Origin of the sequence: Sulfitobacter sp. HI0027, assembly GCF_001634775.1 — a bacterium.
GTDB lineage: Bacteria > Pseudomonadota > Alphaproteobacteria > Rhodobacterales > Rhodobacteraceae > Sulfitobacter.
In genome coordinates this window covers 1-20,140 of record NZ_LWER01000189.1, presented here as the reverse complement: position 1 = coordinate 20,140, position 20,140 = coordinate 1, and the positions used below count along the sequence as shown (strand labels likewise).

20 protein-coding genes and 1 pseudogene are annotated in these 20,140 nt (G+C 56.9%); 14 read left to right on the top strand and 7 right to left on the bottom strand.

What is annotated here, in order from left to right; translation table 11 throughout:
- Positions 1-55 precede the first annotated feature (55 nt).
- From A3722_RS12330 to A3722_RS12315, 4 genes are all read left to right on the top strand, one after another.
- Positions 56-841, top strand: a complete 786-nt coding sequence (locus A3722_RS12330) for an IclR family transcriptional regulator (protein WP_067628559.1) — start codon at positions 56-58, stop codon at positions 839-841.
- Between the two features lie 282 nt (positions 842-1,123).
- Complete coding sequence (locus A3722_RS12325; protein WP_067628558.1) at positions 1,124-1,375, top strand: homogentisate 1,2-dioxygenase; 252 nt, start codon at positions 1,124-1,126, stop codon at positions 1,373-1,375.
- Between the two features lie 4 nt (positions 1,376-1,379).
- Positions 1,380-2,015: a maleylacetoacetate isomerase gene (gene maiA / locus A3722_RS12320; RefSeq protein WP_067628556.1), complete on the top strand. Its 636-nt coding sequence runs from the start codon at positions 1,380-1,382 to the stop codon at positions 2,013-2,015.
- Between the two features lie 264 nt (positions 2,016-2,279).
- Positions 2,280-3,149: a bifunctional allantoicase/(S)-ureidoglycine aminohydrolase gene (locus A3722_RS12315; RefSeq protein WP_067628554.1), complete on the top strand. Its 870-nt coding sequence runs from the start codon at positions 2,280-2,282 to the stop codon at positions 3,147-3,149.
- Here A3722_RS12315 and bhcR read toward each other — a convergent pair.
- Positions 3,130-3,978, bottom strand: coding sequence for an HTH-type transcriptional regulator BhcR (gene bhcR / locus A3722_RS12310; RefSeq protein ID WP_067628552.1), 849 nt, complete (start codon positions 3,976-3,978; stop codon positions 3,130-3,132). The genes A3722_RS12315 and bhcR overlap by 20 nt on opposite strands.
- A gap of 169 nt (positions 3,979-4,147) precedes the next feature.
- Between bhcR and bhcA the strand changes: the two are divergent.
- From bhcA to A3722_RS12280, 6 genes and pseudogenes are all read left to right on the top strand, one after another.
- A pseudogene (bhcA, locus tag A3722_RS12305) lies at positions 4,148-5,339 on the top strand (L-aspartate--glyoxylate aminotransferase BhcA).
- A complete protein-coding gene (gene bhcB / locus A3722_RS12300; RefSeq protein ID WP_067628550.1) occupies positions 5,339-6,310 on the top strand; it encodes a beta-hydroxyaspartate dehydratase BhcB in 972 nt (323 codons plus the stop codon). Before bhcA ends, bhcB begins: the two are co-directional and overlap by 1 nt.
- 36 nt (positions 6,311-6,346) lie before the next feature.
- Entirely contained in the window at positions 6,347-7,510 is a 1,164-nt protein-coding gene (bhcC, locus tag A3722_RS12295; protein WP_067628548.1) for a 3-hydroxy-D-aspartate aldolase BhcC, read from the top strand.
- 169 nt (positions 7,511-7,679) lie between these two features.
- Positions 7,680-8,645, top strand: coding sequence for an iminosuccinate reductase BhcD (bhcD, locus tag A3722_RS12290; RefSeq protein ID WP_067628546.1), 966 nt, complete (start codon positions 7,680-7,682; stop codon positions 8,643-8,645).
- 66 nt (positions 8,646-8,711) lie between these two features.
- Positions 8,712-9,218 carry an AmiS/UreI family transporter gene (locus A3722_RS12285; RefSeq protein WP_067628544.1) on the top strand — a complete coding sequence of 169 codons (507 nt, stop codon included), beginning with the start codon at positions 8,712-8,714 and terminating at the stop codon, positions 9,216-9,218.
- Between the two features lie 2 nt (positions 9,219-9,220).
- Entirely contained in the window at positions 9,221-10,219 is a 999-nt protein-coding gene (locus tag A3722_RS12280) for a type I glyceraldehyde-3-phosphate dehydrogenase (RefSeq protein WP_082849471.1), read from the top strand.
- 373 nt (positions 10,220-10,592) lie between these two features.
- On the opposite strand, the gene A3722_RS12275 is transcribed toward A3722_RS12280, so the two are convergent.
- From A3722_RS12275 to puuE, 3 genes are read right to left on the bottom strand one after another with little or no spacing between them, the layout of a single operon-like run.
- Positions 10,593-12,017 carry a uracil-xanthine permease family protein gene (locus A3722_RS12275; protein ID WP_067628542.1) on the bottom strand — a complete coding sequence of 475 codons (1,425 nt, stop codon included), beginning with the start codon at positions 12,015-12,017 and terminating at the stop codon, positions 10,593-10,595.
- A gap of 57 nt (positions 12,018-12,074) precedes the next feature.
- A complete protein-coding gene (locus tag A3722_RS12270) occupies positions 12,075-12,557 on the bottom strand; it encodes an ureidoglycolate lyase (RefSeq protein ID WP_067628540.1) in 483 nt (160 codons plus the stop codon).
- Positions 12,554-13,966, bottom strand: a complete 1,413-nt coding sequence (gene puuE, locus A3722_RS12265) for an allantoinase PuuE (protein ID WP_067628537.1) — start codon at positions 13,964-13,966, stop codon at positions 12,554-12,556. Before puuE ends, A3722_RS12270 begins: the two co-directional genes overlap by 4 nt.
- 150 nt (positions 13,967-14,116) lie before the next feature.
- Between puuE and uraH the strand changes: the two genes are divergently transcribed.
- The gene (gene uraH / locus A3722_RS12260; RefSeq protein WP_067628535.1) at positions 14,117-14,470 is read left to right on the top strand and encodes a hydroxyisourate hydrolase; all 354 of its coding nucleotides are present in this window, start codon (positions 14,117-14,119) and stop codon (positions 14,468-14,470) included.
- Between the two features lie 24 nt (positions 14,471-14,494).
- On the opposite strand, the gene A3722_RS12255 is transcribed toward uraH, so the two are convergent.
- Entirely contained in the window at positions 14,495-15,394 is a 900-nt protein-coding gene (locus A3722_RS12255) for a LysR family transcriptional regulator (protein WP_067628533.1), read from the bottom strand.
- A 100-nt stretch (positions 15,395-15,494) separates the two neighbouring features.
- Between A3722_RS12255 and A3722_RS12250 the strand changes: the two genes are divergently transcribed.
- Positions 15,495-16,727, top strand: coding sequence for a urate hydroxylase PuuD (locus tag A3722_RS12250; RefSeq protein WP_067628530.1), 1,233 nt, complete (start codon positions 15,495-15,497; stop codon positions 16,725-16,727).
- Between the two features lie 89 nt (positions 16,728-16,816).
- Positions 16,817-17,674, top strand: coding sequence for a hypothetical protein (locus A3722_RS12245; RefSeq protein ID WP_150120242.1), 858 nt, complete (start codon positions 16,817-16,819; stop codon positions 17,672-17,674).
- A 35-nt stretch (positions 17,675-17,709) separates the two neighbouring features.
- On the opposite strand, the gene A3722_RS12240 is transcribed toward A3722_RS12245, so the two are convergent.
- Both A3722_RS12240 and A3722_RS12235 read right to left on the bottom strand, forming a co-directional pair.
- Positions 17,710-18,573, bottom strand: a complete 864-nt coding sequence (locus tag A3722_RS12240) for an ornithine cyclodeaminase family protein (RefSeq protein WP_082849470.1) — start codon at positions 18,571-18,573, stop codon at positions 17,710-17,712.
- Positions 18,570-19,814, bottom strand: a complete 1,245-nt coding sequence (locus tag A3722_RS12235) for a Zn-dependent hydrolase (protein WP_067628526.1) — start codon at positions 19,812-19,814, stop codon at positions 18,570-18,572. The genes A3722_RS12240 and A3722_RS12235 overlap by 4 nt, the downstream gene beginning before the upstream one ends.
- Positions 19,815-19,934: 120 nt before the next feature.
- Between A3722_RS12235 and A3722_RS23325 the strand changes: the two genes are divergently transcribed.
- Positions 19,935-20,140, top strand: a 206-nt coding sequence (locus tag A3722_RS23325) for a helix-turn-helix domain-containing protein (protein WP_201722023.1), incomplete at its 3' end; no start/stop codon positions are given.

Here is a 20,140-nt window from a genome sequence, read left to right as displayed (position 1 = left end):
AAACTAGACAGCGAAGGGTTAACGGTCCAACATGGATTTCACTAGGTGGAACGCTATGACGAAATTAAATCGCTCCGTTGAACGCGGGCTCAACATCCTCGAAGTTATCTCCAGCAATGGCGTGTGTTCCTTGGCCTTTCTGGCCGAGCGCACCGGCTTGCCCAAGCCGACAATCCTGCGCATCTGCGCCACATTGGTCCAGCAGCGCTGGCTGACCCAAAGCAGGAGCGATAGCCGCTACAGGGTCGGCTCCCGTTTCCCGCGGGTAAATTCCCGCCCTACGTCGATAGACACGCTGGTCGAAGCAGGTGCCTCTGCAATCCTATCGCTCTCTGATGCCACCGGACTTGGCGTGGACCTTGCTGCGCCAATCGGCAATGGCCGGGTCGAGATTGTGGACACAACGCGGAACTTTTCAATCCACGGTATCTTCCCCGATTGCATTGGCTACAGGCCCTCGCCTTTCCGCTCTGCACTGGGATGCGCTTTTCTGGCGGCACTGGAGCCCGCGCAGGAGGCAGAATATTCCGCCCGTTTGGCCGTCCACACCACCGGCAAAGACCGCACCGCTGCCTTGGCGCTGCCAGCAAAGTTGCGCGAGGTGCGCGCGCAGGGTTTCGCCATCCGAGAGGACGGCTATTGGGGGCGTGCGGTGGATTACGGCGGCATTCCAAGCGCGATTGCGGTCGCCATAAGCGCACAGGGTCATGCTGTCGGCGCGGTTAGCCTGATTTGGCTGGCCGAACAGCATAGCGTCGCCGCCATCGCCAAAGCGCATTTGAAAAAACTGACCGAAACGGCAGAGGAAATCGGCAAGCTCTACGCGGCCAACGTCGGTTAATTTCGTTGACCCGTCGTTCAGAGCTCGTCCGTTTGTTCATCTAAAGCGCCCTGCAACCGGGTTGTGCGCGGCCAATACGGACAGTCTGTAGGGGAGGAAGTCCGACAGGTTGAAGTCATCCGATGCCATCCGGAACGGCCCTCCCGCGATCGTTGCACCTGGAATTTTCTTGACGGATTGTCCCACGGCTCCCTATTAGTTGCAATTGTAACGATTCTGAAACGGCGGTTCTGGCATGGTTTATGGCCGACGCATGAAGGATCGAGGGGAGGGGAAAGATTGATGACTGGCACTGACAAAAGCGCGTTTAATCCGGGCGGAGGGGACAGGCCCAGCTATATGCCCGGTGGCGACTACTTCGAGCCCAAAGCGCTTTCCGATGCCCTGCCTCAAGTTATGAACAGCCCGCATAACTGCAGCTATGGCCTTTACGGGGTGCCGCTTTCCAGAGGAGAGGCACAGCCTCAGGATGATTACATCGACGGCTGGGCGGATATGAAAATGAAGTTCGACAGCACGCCGGGTATGAAATAGCGCGATGCTTACGCTTTATTCCTACTGGCGCTCGACCACATCCTACCGCGTGCGGATAGCGCTGAATCTCAAGGGTCTCCCCTATCGGATAGTCCCGGTGGACCTCGTGGCCGGGGACCAACGCAGCCCAGACTATGCAGCCAAGAACCCCATCAAGGGGGTGCCAACCTTGCTTCTTGAAGACGGGCGGGCGTTGACCCAATCGCTGACAATCATGGCCTATCTAAACGAGATCGCGCCAGACCCTGCCCTTTTGCCCGAGCCTGCGTTTGAGCGGGCTCAGGTACTGGCCGCCGCACAGGTGATCGCGACGGACATTCATCCGATCAACAACCTCAAGGTGGTCAGCCACCTGAAAACCCATCACGGACTGACCGCGGATGAAGGAACAGCATGGATGCGCCATTGGATGACTGAAGGGCTGCACGCCTATCAAGCGCTGCTGCCGGACGGCCCGAAATTCAGCTTTGCCGATCACCCGCTGCTTTGCGACCTTTGCCTTATCCCGCAGCTTTACAACGCCCACCGGTGGGGCGTTGAGATGACACCCTTCGCGCGGCTGCTTGAGATCGAAAAGGAGGCCCTGCGCCTCCCGGCCTTTGACGCCGCACGCCCCGAAAATCAGCCGGACGCCAATTGAAGGGCAGCTCATGCCTTCATGGGCTGAAAGCGGCAATACCGCCGGGACTGATGCTGCGTGTCTCAATGGACGTCCGGGGCGACACCTCGAACGCCTCTGGCGATCTTGAAAACAGGCGGGCATCTAACCTGAAGCAATCGACATTGGCCCTATCTCGCCTATTTTCAAATCTCACCGAATAGAGTTGTCGTCACTTTGCCGGTGGTCGCCCCCTAGCCGCATCGAATACCCTCGCTTAAACAGTCTTTTTCTTCCGGAGCATCCATGAGCACCAAATATTTCGCGCCACACGGGGGACATCCCGGGCAAGAGCAGCTTCTCACTGATCGCGCAGTTTTCAAGGATGCCTATGCGGTCATCCCAAAAGGTACGATGCGGGATATCGTCACCAGCTTTTTGCCTTTTTGGGAGGATACGCGCCTGTGGGTCATCGCGCGCCCGATGAGCGGCTTCGCCGAGACATTTTCGCAATACATCATGGAGGTACAGCCCGGAGGCGGTTCTGAAAAGGCTGAATTGGACCCGGAAGCCGAGGGCGTATTATTCGTTGTGGAGGGCGCGGCCACTTTGCGTGTCGGGGGCGAGACTTACGAGCTGAGCCCGGGCGGTTACGCGTACCTGCCCCCGTCGAGCGCCTGGACCCTGCGAAACGAAGGCGAGGAAGTCTTGCGCTTCCACTGGGTGCGCAAGGCATATGAGGCCGTCGAAGGGTTGGATATGCCCGAAGTGCTGGTTCTGAACGAAAACGACATCGAACCGACGCCCATGCCGGGCACAGATGGCAAATGGTCGACGACCCGCTTTGTCGACCCATCCGACCTGCGCCACGACATGCATGTCACGATTGTGACATTCGAACCGGGCGGCGTTATCCCCTTTCTTGAGACACATGTGATGGAGCACGGGCTCTATGTGTTGGAGGGCAAAGCCGTCTACAATCTGAACAATGATTGGGTCGAAGTCGAGGCCGGTGACTACATGTGGCTCCGCGCTTTTTGCCCTCAGGCATGCTATGCGGGTGGCCCGGGGCGGTTTCGTTACCTGCTTTACAAGGACGTAAATCGCCATATGGCGCTCCGTCCCGGCGCCGCTTCATACCCTCAACATCAGCGCATCAAGGCTGCGGCCGAGTAACGCTGCCCCCGATTGCGAAGCTCAATTGGTGAGCCGCCTTGATGACGGGGCGGCTCAATTCTTCGACTTCAGACGCGCCGACCCTGCTGGTTGGCCCGGATATCGAGATTCCCGCGACAGCTTCGCCATTCATGTCGAATACCGGCGCCGCGATACAGCGCATGCCTTCGTTCCTCTCTTCATTATCAACTGAAAAGCCGCTTTCCCGAATGGCTTCGAGATTCTGGCGCAGGGCCGTCGGATCGATGATCGTATGTGCGGTAAACCGCGTCATCTGCCCCTTCGAGAGTAGTTTGTCCAAACGCTCAGGATCCATATATGCGAGCAACGCCTTGCCAATGCCGGATGCATGCATCGGAGAAAGGCTGCCGGGCGGGAAAAAGGCGCGGATGTTCGCATGTGTCTCCACTTGGCTCAGAAACAGGACCGCCTCTTCTTTTCCGACGCCGATATTAGCTGTTTCACCGGTCGTTTCCATCAGCTTTCGCATGATGGGTCGCGCTCGATCGACAAGACTTGTGCGCCGAAGGAAACGCGCGCCGATCACAAACGCGCGCGGACCAATGTACCAAACCTGCTCTTCGTGATCGAATTCGACCAGCCCCCTGCCCTCAAGGGTTACAAGGATACGGTAGACGGTCGCTGGCGATTGGCGCATCTCATCTGCCAACTTAGAGAGCGGCTTGCCCTGTGCTTCGCTGAGATACTCGAACACCTCCATGGCCCGGTCGAGCGATTTGATCGTGTTCTGCGCGGTCTTGTCCGTCCAGCCACGGGGCCTTCCGCGTGCTTTCCGACCAGTTCCTGAACCATTGTCTTGAGATTCCATAAGAACCCTTCGTTTCTATGTGAAAGACGAAATCACCATGTGAAAAATATAACGCACTGACAACACTCATCTTTACGCATTAACCCAAAAAATGAAACCCTATTTCAAAAAAATATCGGTTCGCCCTGGTCCGGTCTATTGTGAAGCCAACAACGGAAGGAGACCGTCCATGAGCTTTCAAAATCCCGTTTTCATCCCGGGCCCGACCAACATTCCCGAGAGCCTGCGCAAGGCTTGCGACATGCCTACGATCGACCACCGGTCACCGCTGTTTGGGCAAATTCTACATCCCGCTCGCGCAAGTGTTCGTAAGATCCTCAAAAGCGACAACGCAGAAATCTTCATTTTTCCGTCCACCGGCACGGGGGGGGTGGGAAACTGCGCTGACCAACACGCTCTCATCGGGTGACAAAGTGCTTGCTGCACGCAACGGTATGTTCAGCCATCGTTGGATCGATATGTGCCAGCGTCATGGTCTTGCTGTGCAGACAGTCGAAACCGCATGGGGCGCAGGGATCCCAGCGGATCGCTACGAAGAGATCCTGACCGCTGACAAAAGCCATGAGATCAAGGCCGTTCTTGCCACGCATAATGAAACGGCCACCGGCGTGAAATCAGACATTGCGGCCGTGCGCCGTGCGCTGGACGCATCGGGCCATCCAGCGATGCTGTTGGTGGATGGTGTTTCGTCGATTGCCTCAATGGATTTCCGTTTCGACGAATGGGGCGTGGATGTTGCCGTGACCGGGTCACAAAAAGGCTTCATGCTGCCCGCTGGTCTCGCCATCGTTGGCTTCTCACCCAAGGCGATGGAGGCCACCAAAACCGCCTCTCTGCCCCGCACGTTTTTCGACGTACACGACATGGCCAAAGGCTACGCGAACAACGCCTATCCCTATACGCCTGCTGTGGGACTGCTGAACGGTCTGAACCAAGCCTGCAACATGCTGCTGACCGAAGGTCTGGAGAACGTGTTTGCCCGGCACTTCCGGATTGCGGAGGGTGTGCGCGCGGCGGTGGGCGCTTGGGGCCTTGAACTTTGCGCCACGGACCCTTCGGTTTACTCTGACACTGTCAGCGCCATTCGGACGCCCGAAGACTTCAACGCCACCGATATCGTGACACATGCTGCCAACAAGTATGGCGTGGCCTTTGGCGTGGGGCTCGGTGAGGTCGCGGGCAAGGTCTTCCGGATTGGCCACCTCGGCAGCCTGACGGATGTCATGGCACTCTCTGGCATCGCGACCGCCGAAATGTGCATGGTCGATCTTGGATTGGACATCAAACTCGGCTCCGGGGTCGCGGCGGCCCAAGAATACTATCGCGGCCATACCGCGGCAGCGCAAAAAGACGCGGCGTGATGAAGGATTACCAGATGTACATCCCGACGTACGAGGACATGTTGGACGCCCACGCGCGGATCGGCCCCTATATTCGCCGCACGCCGATCCGCACCTCGGACTACCTCAACGAACTTGCCGGTTGCGAGCTGTTCTTCAAATGCGAGAACTTTCAAGAGCCGGGTGCCTTTAAGGTGAGGGGCGCCTCGAACGCGGTGTTCGGGCTTAGCGAGGAGCAGGCGGCCAAAGGCGTCGCAACACATTCCTCAGGCAACCATGCATCCTGCCTGTCTTATGCCGCTATGAAGCGCGGCATTCCATGCAACGTGGTGATGCCCCGCACAGCCCCTCAGGCAAAGAAGGATACGGTGCGCCGTTTTGGCGGTGTCATTACCGAATGCGAGCCGTCGACCAGTTCCCGTGAGGCGACCTTTGCTGAAGTGCAAGCCGCGACAGGCGGCGACTTCGTACACCCCTACAACGATTCCCGAGTGATCGCCGGACAGGGCACATGTTCGAAAGAATTCATTGAGCAGACGGATGGTCTTGATGCTGTGGTGGCGCCAATCGGTGGTGGCGGCATGATATCGGGCACCTGCCTCACCCTCGCGACCCTCGCGCCCGAAACTCATATCATCGCGGCCGAGCCTGAACAGGCAGACGACGCCTATCGCAGCTTCAAGGCGGGCCATATTATCGCCGACGATGCCCCCAAGACCATTGCCGACGGGCTTCTGGTCCCGCTCAAGGACCTGACTTGGCATTTTGTCTCAAACCACGTGTCCGAAATCTACACGGCATCCGAGCAAGAGATCATTGAGGCGATGAAGCTGACCTGGAAGCATCTGCGCGTGGTCATGGAGCCATCCTCTGCTGTGCCGCTCGCGACAGTTCTCAAGAACCCCGAAGCCTTTAGGGGCAAGCGCGTCGGCCTGATCATCACGGGCGGCAATGTCGACCTCGACAAGCTGCCGTGGCTGAACGCCGCCTGATCTCAAATATCGACTGAAAAACGAAGGAGCACGGACATGAAAGATATGACCAATCTCGACGAATTCGAAGTGGGCTACGATATCCCGGCAAAACCGGGCATGGACGAGGCCGACATCCAAACCCCGAGCCTTGTGCTTGATCTTGACGCGCTGGAGCGCAACATCAAGAAAATGGGAGACTACGCCAAGGCGCATGGCATGCGCCACCGGACCCACGGCAAGATGCACAAGTCGGTCGATGTCCAAAGGCTTCAAGAAAAGCTCGGCGGTGCATGCGGTGTCTGCTGCCAAAAAGTCTCAGAGGCCGAAGTCTTTGCGCGGGGCGGCATCAAAGATATCCTCGTCTCGAACCAAGTGCGCGATCCTGCCAAGATCGACCGCCTCGCCCGTCTGCCCAAGCTTGGCGCCCGCACGATCTGTTGCGTTGACGACCTTGCCAATGTGGCTGATCTGTCATCGGCGGCGCAGAAACATGGCACCGAAATCGAATGTCTTGTCGAAATCGATTGTGGCGCGGGGCGCTGCGGTGTGACCACCACGTCTGACGTGGTGGCGATTGCCAAGGCCATCGACGGTGCCGAGGGGCTTAAGTTTTCCGGCCTGCAAGCCTATCAAGGCGCAATGCAGCACCTCGACAGCTATGACGAACGCAAGGCGAAAATCGATATCGCCGTGGCGATGGTCAAAGATGCGGTCGATACGTTGAAGGCAGAAGGTTTGGACTGTGACATCGTCGGCGGTGGCGGCACTGGCTCCTACTATTTCGAGTCCAACTCGGGTGTGTATAACGAACTGCAGTGCGGCTCCTATGCCTTCATGGACGCGGACTATGGACGCATCCTCGACAAAGACGGCAAACGCATCGACCAAGGGGAATGGGAGAATGCCTTTTTCATCCTCACAAGCGCCATGAGCCATGCAAAGGCGGACAAGGCGATCGTCGACGCTGGCCTCAAGGCTCAATCCGTTGATAGCGGATTGCCAGTGATCTACGGGCGCGATGATGTCGAATATATCAAGTGTTCGGACGAGCATGGGGTCGTGATGGACCCAAACGGCGCGTTGAAGGTCAACGACAAGCTGAAGCTGGTTCCGGGTCACTGCGATCCGACCGCCAACGTCCATGATTGGTATGTTGGTGTTCGCAACGGCAAGGTTGAATGCCTCTGGCCAGTTTCGGCACGCGGTCACGCCTACTGATCTAGCGATGTAAGACAACTGCCCCATGTGTCTGCCTCCGGCGGACACATGGGCGAACTGATTTGAAGCGTGTCAGAATACTCTTTTCCGCCCCAACCTGCGGCGCGACGTTCTCAAGCCATTGGCGAACCTCTCGGAGTCTTCTGAAACGAAATATTTGGAGAGATACATGCTGATCGTACCTGAACGTGAGATCGCCAACCTAATGACCCGCGAGGCAGCTTTTGATGCTATCGAGAAAGTCTTTGCCGCAATGGCCTCCGGCGACGCCTACAACTTCCCCGTCGTACGCGAAGCGATTGGGCACGAAGATGCGCTTTATGGCTTCAAAGGCGGATTTGATCGCGCCGGGTTGAGCTTGGGGTTGAAGGCCGGTGGATACTGGCCAAACAATCTTGAAAAACGCAACTTGATCAACCACCAGTCCACTGTTTTCCTATTTGATCCTGACACCGGCAAGGTCAAAGCGATGGTCGGGGGCAACTTGCTGACCGCGTTGCGTACGGCGGCGGCTTCGTCGGTTTCGATCAAGCACTTGGCACGTAAAAACGCGACCGTCATCGGCATGGTAGGCGCAGGCCACCAAGCCACCTTCCAGCTACGGGCCGCATTGGAGCAGCGAAAGTTCGAGAAGGTGATCGGCTGGAACTACCACCCAGAGATGCTGCCCAATATCGAGAAAGTCGCGCATGAGGCAGGGGTTCCTTTTGAAGCCGTCGATCTGCCCGGCATGACCGAAGCCGATGTCATCATCTCGATCACCTCCGCCTTTTCACCGTCTTTGATGGCCGATCACGTCAGCCCCGGAACCCATATCGCATGTATGGGCACAGACACCAAAGGCAAACAGGAGGTTGAAGCGGCCTTGCTGGCACGCGCCTCCGTGTTCACCGATGAGGTCGCCCAGTCCGTGAGTATCGGCGAGGCGCAACATGCCATTGCTGAAGGGCTTATCAAGGACACGGATGTTGCCCAGCTTGGCGCAGTCATCAATGGGACCAATCCGGGCCGCACGTCGGATCATCAAATCACCCTGTTCGACGGGACCGGCGTGGGCCTTCAGGACCTCGCGGTGGCGGCCAAAGTCGTTGATTTGGCCGTTGAACAGGGCGTCGCAATCGACGTGGACTTCTAAGCCAAGACGCATTGAACTGGCCCAGAAACCGAAAGACTTTCTTTCAGCGCACAAACGGTAGGTTTCATGTTTTTGCCAATATCCCTGCTGTTTGTGGGGGCAGTTCTTGTGTTGAATGGTCTTTGGATGTCTGGGCGCATCTCGGATCGAGAGATTGTTGTCATCAACTTTGCCACAGCGGCAATTACCGCCACAGTCGCCGCTGTGTCACTCGTGCGCGCCACGACCGGGGATGAAATCCGCTCTGTTGCCCTGACGCTGCTGTTCAGCGCGACCTACCTTTGGGTGGCGGTTAACCGGTTGAATGGCGCCGATGGCCGCGGTTTGGGATGGTTCAGCCTGTTTGTCTCTCTTTCCGTGTTGCCTCAGGCCTTTTTAGCCCTCGCCTCTGCAGCGAAATTCATTGATATCTGGCTGGGCATTTGCTGGCTTACTTGGTCGGGTCTTTGGTTCATGTATTTCGCCACTTTGACGTTGAAGAAACCGGTTCAAGACCAAACAGCAGTTGCCACACTCCTAAGCGGCGTGCTGACTGCCTGGCTGCCCGCCCTTTTCCTGATGTACGGAGCTTGAACGTGACCCGCCAGCTAAGTGTCTTTATCAACGGTTTTGGGCGCATCGGCAGGACTTTGCTGCGCCAGATTTTACAAAATGAAAGCCAGCCCGCCGTCAAAGTCGTTGGCATCAACGATATCGCGCCACTCGAAACTTGCGCGTACCTGCTGCGCTACGACAGTGTTTTCGGCCCTTTGCCTCTCCCAGTAGAAACGGGGGATCGCCAGATGATAATTGGCGGTCGCCCCATCCCCTTTACCTGCGAACCGGACCTGCGCGCTTTGGATTTACGCGGTGTGGATGTTGTTTTGGAATGCACCGGGAAAGTCAGGGATAGAGATTTTGCAGAAGCAGGCATCGACGCTGGGGCATCAAACATTCTAATCTCCGGCCCGTCCGAGGTCGCCGACAAGACGGTAGTCTTGGGCGCCAATGAACAAGACCTCGGCGATGCGCGGATCGTCTCCAATGCGTCTTGTACGACCAATGCGATCGCCCCCCTCCTCCGCACGATTGATCTAGGGCTCGGAATTTCCAGAGCACATATTACGACCATTCATTGCTACACCGGGAGCCAACCGACTGTTGACCAGCCCGGTGCCAGTCTTGAAAGAAGCCGTGCTGCTGCTGTCTCAATGGTTCCGACAACAACCAGCGCGCTTAATCAAATCTTTAACGTCTTGCCAGAATTTCACGGACGCCTCAGTGTCAGCGCCGTCCGGGTTCCCTGCATCTCAGTATCGGCAATCGACGCGACGCTGCAAATCTTGGAAAAGCCCGAAGGTTCTTTTGTCGAGTTCTTGCGCGAAGCCTTTGCAGACTCGACCCTCATTGGCCTGACAGAAGACCCCTGTGTCTCGACCGATTTTCGGAGCCGCCCTGAATCTCTGGTGATCGCCCTTCCCGAAACGCAATCGATCGAACAGCGCCAGCTGCGCGTCTTTGGCTGGTACGACAACGAATGGGGCTTCTCTGCGCGCATGCTTGAAATGGCGGAACGTCTCGCGGCGAGACGGTGATCTGCCGGGAATGACGCACCTCTGAAAGGTTGAAGATATATTTCAGATGAGGGCCGCGCTCTGTGAGCGATGTCTGAACCTTGGGCAAACCAGCGCTGGCGAGCTGCACGCTGGCACAGGTGCAGCTATCGTTGCGGCCTTTGGAGGTGGCATCGCCTAGTGTTTTGAAACCCCCATGTATCCTTTATCTGTTTGAGCCGTCCCCTTTGACGCTGCTTCCCGTTGGGCTGGCCAAGTCCCGAGATAAACCCGGCGATCCCGGCAGGTACTTCTTTCAGTCCTAGCACTTACCCACGAAAAAAATGCGGCGCAGAGACCTGCGCCGCATGTGCTTTTCCTATTTCGCAGCAATCATCTCACCGCGAATGTGGCATCAGACGCGGTCACTCTGCGCGAGTGATCCGCTCCCCTGTCCTGCCATACCGCCAGAGACTTCCTCGGTGGCTTCACCCGAAAGCTCCTCGGGCAGCACAAGATTAAGAACGATGGCGATGAGGGCCGCGGGCAGAATGCCCGAAGTCCCTAGGACTTTCAGCGTGCCCGGCAGATACTGAAGCGCATCCGGCTCAAGCTGCAGGCCCAGACCAAGCGACAGCGCGATGGCAAAAATTACCATGTTGCGACGGTTCCAGTTCACATCGGACAGCATCGAGATACCAGCCGCGACCACCATGCCGAACATCACGATGACACCACCGCCCAGCACTTCGATCGGGATCGAAGAGATCACCGCACCGATTTTGGGAACAAGACCGCATATGATCAGAAAAATCGCTCCGATTGTAACGACCATCCGGCTCATCACACCCGTCATGGCGATGAGACCTACGTTCTGACTGAACGACGTATTGGGCAGCGCGCCGAACATGCCCGAGATGGCCGTGCCGATCCCATCTGCATAGGTCGCCCCTTGGATTTCGCGGTCGCTCGCCTCGCGGCCTGCGCCCCCTTTGGTGATCCCGGAAACATCGCCAACAGTTTCGATGGCCGAGACGAAAGACATGGCACAAAAGCCGATAACCGCGGCGGCCGAGAATTCGATGCCAAAGTGTAGCGGGTTCGGCAGCGCAAAGCTTGCCGCTTGACCTACGCTGCCAAGATTGACCTGACCAAGCGCAAAGGCGACGACATAGCCAACCAAAAGACCGATCAGAACGGCCGACACAGAAAGCATGCCGCGTGTGAAGAACTTCAGACCGAGGGTCACCAAAATCACGGTACCTGCCATGAACCAGTTGAGCCCGGAGCCGTATTCTTCGGTGCCGATTGCAGGCACACCCCCTGCCGCATATTGAACACCGACCTTGACCAGAGCCAGACCAATCATGGTCACGACCAAGCCAGTGACCAGCGGCGGCAGTGCAAAACGAAGTCTCCCGATGAATAGCCCTAGAAAGGCGTGGAACAGGCCACCGGCGACGATCCCCCCCATCAGGACCGCAATCGCGTCCACGCCCTTCCCGGCGACAAGCGGGATCATGATTGGAATAAAGGCAAACGATGTGCCCTGCACGATCGGCAAGCGCGCGCCAATCGGACCTACGCCGACCGACTGAAACAGCGTCGCGACCCCGGCAAAGAACATGGACATCTGTATCATGTAGATCATTTGCGGGAAATCAGGGCTGTTTGAGCCAAAGCCGAAACCTGCAGCGCCGCACACGATGATCGCCGGAGTGACGTTCGATACGAACATCGCCAGCACGTGCTGGATCCCCAGCGGCACCGCTTTTGTGAGCGGCGGGGTGTAATTTGGATCGCGGAGTTGGTCCGGCGTTCCGATGGATGCATCAGACATTATAATTGTCCCTCCCTATGGATGCGTGAGCCGGCGCTTTTTTTGCCGAGTTATTTATTATCGCTCGATGATGAATGGCTCATCGAACCAATGTTCCTCCAGATTTGGCCCCTCGCCGACGCGGTCGACGACCATGAAAAGCCCCGGATCGGACAGCGGACACAAAACCCCGTGCCAGACGTTGCGCCCGATGTTCACGCCCTGCCCCGGCCCAGCAATAAAGGCCCGTGGCGCAACCGGAGCACCGTCTTTATCTTCGGCTAGCACGACCAGATATTCGCCTTCCTGCATCGGCAGAAAAGCTTGGCTGCCCAAAGGATGACGCTCCATCATTTCCATTTTGAAAGGCATGGAGAACGATGTGGATTGAAAGACGCTGACCCCTACGCGACCATCAACGTCGAGGGTCGCCCGATCATGAAAACGTCCGCAACGCCCTTGGTTTATGAGCTTGTCGGGCGTGTCTGATGCATCGATCAGTTCTGCTAGCCCCGCAATGGCATCGGAATTAATTGTGGTTGCCGTCAAAACTTTGTTCATGATGCAAACCTCTCAATCAGGCGCAGTTCTGCAATTCGCTCAACCTGTCGGCAGGCTTCGGAGAACTCGGTATCGCGGTCATTTTTGATACGGCGGTGAAATGCCTCAAGAATGCTCGATTTGGTGTTATCCTTCACGGCGATGATGAAAGGAAAGCCGTGCCGCTCAACGTATTCAGCGTTGAGGTTCTGGAAGGTCTCCCGTTCTTCGTCGGTCAGCAAATCCAGTCCGGCACCCGCCTGTTCGGCAGTGCTTTCCTTTGTGAGGCGCCCGGCTGCCGCCAGTTTTCCCGCCAAGTCAGGGTGGGCGGTCAGCACACCCAGCCGCTGTTCTTCGGATGCGTTACGGAACACACGCGCCAGCGCGTTGTGAATGCCTGCTGCATTGTCATGGGTCGCGCCGAGTTCAAGATCAAAGGCACCCTCGGCAATCCAAGGGCTGTGTTCGAACATGCCACCAAATTCCGCGACAAAAGTTTCCCTGTCCATTTCAGATGGCGCGGTCCCCTCGGCAGGCGGGTGCAGGCTTGCCCAGTGATCGGCGATCTGTTCCCGTGTGGCGAACCAGACCCCGTCGTGTTTCGCGAAATGTTCCAAGGCGCGTTTCAATGCCATTGCGCGCCCCGGACGCCCAATGAGACGACAGTGCAAGCCGATCGAAAGCATCTTGGGCGCACCTTCGGCCCCCTCGGCATAGAGCATGTCAAAACTATCCTTGAGATAGCTCTCAAACTGATCACCGTTCGTGTATCCCGCTTGAATCGCAAAGCGCATGTCATTGCAGTCCATCGTGTAAGGCACGATCAACTGGTCCTTACCGCCAGCCCGCACCCAGTAGGGCAAATCATCAGCATAGCTGTCGGCGATATAGGCGAAATCGCCCTCCTCGGCGGCAAGGTCCACAGTGTTCATGGAGCAGCGTCCGGTGTACCAGCCGCGCGGGGCCTCCCCCACCACTTCGGTATGAAGGCGGATTGCCTCGCGGATCTGGGCGCGCTCTTCCTGCGGCTCCATATCCTTATGTTCTATCCACTTCAGACCATGGCTGGCAATCTCCCAGCCCGCCTCCTTCATCGCCTTGAGCTGCTGGGGCGCCCGCATAAGAGCGGTTGCTACACCATAAACAGTGATTGGCGTGTTTTTGAGCAGTTTGTGAACACGCCAGAACCCGGCGCGGCTGCCGTATTCATAGATCGATTCCATGTTCCAATGGCGTTGACCCTGCCAGGGTGCGGCCCCGGTGATTTCCGATAGGAACGCTTCAGACGCAGCATCACCGTGGAGAATATTGTTTTCCCCACCTTCTTCATAGTTCAGCACGATCTGAACGGCGATTTTTGCGCCATTCGGCCATTGCGCCGCTGGCACAGCGCCACCATAGCCGGTCATATCTCTTGGGTAACGTTTCACGCAAATATTCCTTTTCTTCTAAAACCCAACCTAAACAGGAAAAATGGATCTGTTTTTCAAAAAAATTTTAAAGGAGCCTTCTGTTAGTGGAGATTTGTCACTTAAAGGCATTCAGCCTAGAAACAGACAGCGTTTCAGGAGAAGTTAAAAATGGCCGGCTATCTTACAACTCATGTCCTCGACACCGCCCTTGGGTGTCCCGCCGAAGGGCTGAAAATTGAATTGTTTCGCATCAGCGGTGTTGAACGGCATCTGTTGAAAACGCTTACGACGAACAACGACGGGCGCACTGACGAACAAATCCTGCCTGAAGCAGAGTTCGAAGTGGGCGAATATGAACTGGTGTTCCACGCAGGCCCTTATCTGGATGCAAGCGGCACGCCGCCTGAAGACCCCCGGTTTCTAGGCGTCATACCGATCCGCTTTGGGATGTCCGAGCAATCGCACTACCACGTGCCCTTGTTGCTTTCTCCTTTCGGATACTCAACATATCGCGGAAGCTGAGGCTTCGGCCCACTGATTACTTCGCTAGATTGTCGCAGCGATGCGATCAACCATGAACTCCATGAAAAGGCGCGTTTTCGGGTCCTGTCTACGACGATGCGTAAATAGGCACGCCATCTGAATCGGCTCGGGAGGCGTCTTTTCGGCGACAGGCACCAAAGCGCCGGTCCGCAAGTGTTCTGCAATTTCGAAAACCGGCTTCATTGCGACGCCATGTCCGGCAAGTGCCCAATCGGTGAGCACGTCCCCGTCATCTGACTCATAGCGCCCCGAGACACGAAATCGCTTGGGGCCATCCGGTGTCGTTAGCCGCCATTGAAATTCGGTTGCCCCCGGAAAGCGAAGGCTCAGGCATTCATGCCCCTCCGCCACCAGCGCGCTTCCGCTCTCGGGCATGCCACGGCGCGCAATATAGTCCGGCGATGCGCAGAGCACCCGCTCCACGTCTGCGATTTTCCGGATGCGCAGATTGCTGTCCTCGGGCTGCCCCAGAAAGAATGCCAAATCCAGACCCTCTGTGGTCAAGTCCACTTTCCGGTCGGACAAACGCAACCTCACGCTGACTTCGGGATAGTTCTTTAAGAAACCGGGGACTTGCGGGGCGATTAACCTACGACCGACACCTAAAGGCGCCGCAACATAGAGCGATCCTTTCAGGTTCTCGGTGATGTTGACGATCTGCGCCTCAGCACTTTCGACGGCTTCGAGTATTTCAGTCGCGCCGCGGTAGAATGACTTGCCCTGCTCGGTCGGGGAAAGACTGCGTGTCGTCCGTTGAAAAAGCCTTACGCCAAGCCGTTCTTCTAGTTGCGAAATCCGTGACGACGTAACAGCTGGAGATATCCGCAAATCCCGCCCCGCGGCAGACATGCTGCCCAGTTCATAGACGCGCACAAAAGTGCGGATGTTATCGAAGTAGGACATTATTCTGTCTTTTTTGATGCTGCTTGGTCCTTTACGGCGATACCAGAACAAACCTGTCTCGCCTAGGGTGTTAGAAAATTCGAATCTAAGGAGACCAGCCATGTACGATTTGGCAATTCTGTGGGACTGGATCGCGTTCAGCGTCCGCTGGCTACACGTGATCACTGCAATGGCGTGGATCGGTGCGTCGTTCTATTTTATCGCGCTCGATCTAATGCTTAAACCAAACGACGCCCTGCCCGACGGCGCCTACGGCGAAGAATGGGAAGTACATGGCGGGGGGTTCTATCACACAGTCAAATATCTGGTCGCGCCCGCCCGGATGCCAGAGCACCTGACATGGCACAAATGGCAAAGCTACAGCACTTGGTTGTCAGGGGCGGCGCTCTTGATGATCATCTACTGGGTCGGCGGTGAATTGTTTCTGCTCGACCCCACCAAAGCCGATATTTCACTGTTTCAGGGCATCCTGATCTCCGGCGGCTCTCTGACGATTGGCTGGTTGCTCTATGATGCGATGTGCAAATCCAAATTGGCCGACCACCCCACAGTTCTGATGCTGCTTTTGTTCGTAATCCTTGTGATCATGTCATGGGGATACAACCAAATTTTCACCGGCAGGGCGGCGTTGCTGCATCTCGGCGCTTTCACGGCGACGATCATGACCGCCAATGTGTTTTTCCAGATCATGCCCAACCAACGGGTCGTTGTCGAAGACCTTAAGGCCGGTCGCACACCTGACGCGAAATACGGCAAGATCGCCAAGGTGCGCTCGACCCACAACAACTACCTTACCTTGCCGGTGGTGTTCCTGATGCTGTCGAACCATTACCCGCTGGCATTTGGAACAGAGTTCAGCTGGATCATTGCAAGCCTGATCTTTTTGACCGGTGTCACCATTCGCCACTACTTCAACACGATGCACAAAACCGGTTCCGGTCCGCATTGGACTTGGGCGGTGACCGTGTTGCTTATGGTTTTGATCGCATGGCTTTCCACCATCAGAACGGGGGAGACATGGGAGGACGCAGAAGCCCGAGATCTGACGGCATATGAGCAGGCCTATGCCTCTGCTGAGGGGTTCGAGAGCGCTTACGACACCGTCATCGGCAATTGCTCTATGTGCCATGCCCGAGAACCAGTCTGGGGCAACATGCAGTGGGCGCCAAAGGGGGTCTACCTTGAGACCCCCGGCGACGTTGCGCGTCATGCGGACCAGATCTATCTCCAAGCGGGCGTGAGCCACGCCATGCCCCCGCCGAATGCCGTACAAATGGACGAGGAAGCGCGACGCAATATTGTCGCTTGGGTGCGCGAAGTGCGTAGCCAGTAACGTTCCGCATTCCGCTTTTATTTTGGGGGTGTATCCCTTCAGCATACGTTGTTCTCGACACTTGCGGGGTATCGTGAGATGAATAGCGAATGCAAGTTCGATCAACACTATCAAGAATCTGGAAATGGGTTAAGGGCCACCCGGTCTACTCGATGCTCATCGGTGGTCTGTCGATTGGCTTCATTCTTTATGAAGTGGGGGCATTTGTAATGGATGCTCGCGATTTTTTTGGATTTCTGTCTGAAAACGCCGATGGTATCTATCAGTTCAGTCAGACTCCGCTTTTTTCATGGATTTTACCGTTTCTGATCCTTTTAGCTTGCAGTGCTTTGATTCGTGCGGCGTCCATGGGGGACGAAAGAAGGCATAGAGCGTCCGAAGCGGCAAGAAACGACATCCTTAAGGAGATCAAGTCAAACAATGGAATTGTTGCGCTACTGATTTCGGAAGGGAAACTTCAGGAAGAGTTATTTGAACTTGGAGAGCGGTTCCGTAGAGATCAGGCAGTTCTTGGGCAATGCTTAAACAAGATTAAGAATGGCGATCATGGCCCGTTGGGCCTTTCGCACCAACAAGCCCAGAGTATTATCCAGACCTTGACTAAATTGTCCCTAGTTAAGTCGGACAAACCGAGGTCGATAATGGAGCTTGACCCGGAGGGGGACGGGTTCGGCGGGTGGATGTTCCAAGATGAAGCTGATCGGCGCGATGCGTACGCTGCATTTGCAAATGCGGCAGCTAGTATTGAAAAAATCCAAGGCACAATACAAGATATCAAAAATGAACTAGATAGAATTAAACATGAGCGTTCGGACCGTATGGGGGAAACCTCTCGGTTAATCGGGATAAGTCGATACGGATTGGCCGAATATGAGCCATCAGCATCTTCCGACTATCAACAAGAAGTACTATTAAGGGCAAAGCATGGAAAAGACCTACAGCCTTAAGAAGGCAAGGCAAAAAGATTGCTTGAACGAGTTTGTTAATGAGCATCAATCCGACCCGGATGCGCCCTTTGGCACAATTCGGTCAGATCGGCACGGATGTGGCCCGGCGTGATCTGCCCTGCGTCCAGCGGCTGAGCAAGGTCACCCGCCAGCGAAGCCCCGGCGCGCAGATCAACGAACAGCTCCGCCTGCGTGATCGCCTGATCGTCGCTTTCGCGCATATCACCCTTAAAGGCACCAATCAGGTCAAGGTGACTGCCGGGTTTAAGCCAGTGGCCTTGGATGATCGGCCCTGTCGAGGCAGTGACTGTGCTGATCACATCCGCGGCTCGGCACGCCACTTCGAGGTCACGCGCGGCTTGCGCAGGCAGACCCTGTGCGCAGAGCGCTTCGGCGACAGCCTCCGCCTTTTCGCGGCTGCGCCCCCATATCGACACCGTTGTGTAAGACCGCACCGCACAATGCGCCGCCGCCACGGCGAGCGAAAGCTGCCCGGTGCCGACGATCAGCAAATGACGGGCGTCCTTACGTGCGAGGAAATCCGCCGCCAGTGCCGAGGCCGCCGCCGTGCGCCGCGCGGTCAATGCGTCGCCATCCAGCGCCGCCTGCATCTGTCCGGTTTCGCCATTAAACAACAGATACCCTGCATTGATCGTCGGGCACCCTTTGGCGGCGTTGCCGGGAAAAAAGGTCACCACCTTGACGCCGATGCTTTCACCCGGAACCCATGCGGGCATGATCAGAAGCGAGGCTTCGCTGCCATCGGGCTGAGCGATGCTCAGCACCTGCCGGTCCGGGGCCTGCACCGCGTTGCCGCAGTACCAGTCGCGCAATTGCCCGATCAGATCGGGCCAGCCCAGCGCGGCTTCAAGCGCCTCATGTCCGATCAATGCGCTCATCGATCGGCCCGATTGACGACGGCATGCAGCAAGATATTCAGCCCGGCGACGAAATTCTCGGGCGTGCAATTTTCTTCGTTATTGTGGGTGATGCCGTTTTCGCAGGGCGTGAAGATCATCGCGGTCGGGCAATGGGTGGCAAGGAAATAGGCGTCATGGCCTGCTTGGCTCTGGATATCCCGCCAGTTGAAACCCATTCGGATCGCCTCATCGCGGATGCCGTCGATCATCTCGTGATCGAAGATGTCGCCCCCCCATTCCCATTCATCTTCGATCTGCGCCTCGCAACCACAGCGCGCAGCGGATTCATAAAGCGCACGGCGCATCTTTTCCGCCATCGCACGGGTCGTGATCGGATCGGGATGCCGGACGTCGCAAACCGCCTCGGCCTTGTCCGACAGGATGCCCGGTTTATTGGGCCAGGCGGTCAACCGTGCGGCGGTGGCCTTGCCGTCATGCACCGCGAAATCCCAGCCAATGTCGTCCACCGCCGTCAGCCAGCGCGCCCCTGCCGCCAGTGCGTTCTTGCGCAGATCCATCGGCGTCGGCCCGGTGTGCGAGGTCTGGCCCTTGAAAGACGCCCGCATGCCGCGCACGGGGTAACCGCCGGTGACGATGCCGACCTGCCTATTTTCTGCGTCAAGGATCGGCCCCTGCTCGATATGCAGCTCGAAATAGGCGTCGATCTCCCCCGCATTGCAGGCGCGGTCGCCCTTGTAGCCGATCCGCTCCAGCTCATCCCCAAAGCGCGCGCCATCGTCGCCGACTAGGTCATGCACCCAATCGATATCGTATTTTCCGATGAAACAACCCGACGCGACCATCGGCGGCGAGAACCGCGCGCCTTCCTCATTGGTCCAATCGACAACGACGATAGGGCGTTTGGTGACATGGCCCGCATCGTTGAGGCTGCGGATCACTTCCAGCCCGGCCAGCACGCCTGCGATGCCATCAAAGCGCCCGCCGTTAATCTGAGTGTCGAGATGGCTGCCGATCAGGATGGGCGGCAGGTCGTTATCGGTGCCGTCGCGGCGACCAAAGATATTGCCGACGGCGTCCACCTCGACGCTCAGCCCGGCCTCTTCGCACCAGCTACGAAACAGGTCACGCATGGCTTGGTCGTCATCGCTCAGCGTCAAGCGCGACAACCCGCCCGGGCGGCCTTTGCCGATCTCTGCCGAGGCTTCAATGGTCGACCAGAACCGATCGAGGTCAACGCGGGTATCGGGAGTTATTGACATGAGAAACTGTTGATTGTCACTGAGAACTGACCCGGTAGCCCCATAAATTGTCACTGAGAATTGACCCATGTGAACACACTTCCCCGACGGTTTTGGTTGGGGGGATTTGGAGTGATCGACATGGGATTTTTGAGTGTCATTCGACGCTGGGCATTGCGTGACAAGATGCCAATCAGGGAGATTGCCCGGCGGACGGGTTTGTCTCGGAACACGATAAAGAAGTATCTGCGTGAAGGTGCGGTGGAACCGCAGTTCAAGACGCCCAAGCGTCCAAGCAAGCTGGATCCCTATTCGGATCGGCTGTCAGCCTGGCTTTTAATCCAGAC

What these genes read in the sequence shown, in the direction of transcription:
- bhcR (WP_067628552.1), bottom strand. Translation starts at nt 3,978, where the DNA reads ATGGAATCTCAAGACAATGGTTCAGGAACTGGTCGGAAAGCACGCGGA.
- A3722_RS12245 (WP_150120242.1), top strand. Translation starts at nt 16,817, where the DNA reads ATGCAAGTTCGATCAACACTATCAAGAATCTGGAAATGGGTTAAGGGC.
- A3722_RS12270 (WP_067628540.1), bottom strand. Translation starts at nt 12,557, where the DNA reads ATGAACAAAGTTTTGACGGCAACCACAATTAATTCCGATGCCATTGCG.
- bhcB (WP_067628550.1), top strand. Translation starts at nt 5,339, where the DNA reads ATGAAGGATTACCAGATGTACATCCCGACGTACGAGGACATGTTGGAC.
- A3722_RS12240 (WP_082849470.1), bottom strand. Translation starts at nt 18,573, where the DNA reads ATGAGCGCATTGATCGGACATGAGGCGCTTGAAGCCGCGCTGGGCTGG.
- A3722_RS12330 (WP_067628559.1), top strand. Translation starts at nt 56, where the DNA reads ATGACGAAATTAAATCGCTCCGTTGAACGCGGGCTCAACATCCTCGAA.
- bhcC (WP_067628548.1), top strand. Translation starts at nt 6,347, where the DNA reads ATGAAAGATATGACCAATCTCGACGAATTCGAAGTGGGCTACGATATC.
- A3722_RS12275 (WP_067628542.1), bottom strand. Translation starts at nt 12,017, where the DNA reads ATGTCTGATGCATCCATCGGAACGCCGGACCAACTCCGCGATCCAAAT.
- A3722_RS12255 (WP_067628533.1), bottom strand. Translation starts at nt 15,394, where the DNA reads ATGTCCTACTTCGATAACATCCGCACTTTTGTGCGCGTCTATGAACTG.
- A3722_RS12235 (WP_067628526.1), bottom strand. Translation starts at nt 19,814, where the DNA reads ATGTCAATAACTCCCGATACCCGCGTTGACCTCGATCGGTTCTGGTCG.
- maiA (WP_067628556.1), top strand. Translation starts at nt 1,380, where the DNA reads ATGCTTACGCTTTATTCCTACTGGCGCTCGACCACATCCTACCGCGTG.
- A3722_RS12285 (WP_067628544.1), top strand. Translation starts at nt 8,712, where the DNA reads ATGTTTTTGCCAATATCCCTGCTGTTTGTGGGGGCAGTTCTTGTGTTG.
- A3722_RS12325 (WP_067628558.1), top strand. Translation starts at nt 1,124, where the DNA reads ATGACTGGCACTGACAAAAGCGCGTTTAATCCGGGCGGAGGGGACAGG.
- A3722_RS12250 (WP_067628530.1), top strand. Translation starts at nt 15,495, where the DNA reads ATGTACGATTTGGCAATTCTGTGGGACTGGATCGCGTTCAGCGTCCGC.
- uraH (WP_067628535.1), top strand. Translation starts at nt 14,117, where the DNA reads ATGGCCGGCTATCTTACAACTCATGTCCTCGACACCGCCCTTGGGTGT.
- A3722_RS12315 (WP_067628554.1), top strand. Translation starts at nt 2,280, where the DNA reads ATGAGCACCAAATATTTCGCGCCACACGGGGGACATCCCGGGCAAGAG.
- bhcD (WP_067628546.1), top strand. Translation starts at nt 7,680, where the DNA reads ATGCTGATCGTACCTGAACGTGAGATCGCCAACCTAATGACCCGCGAG.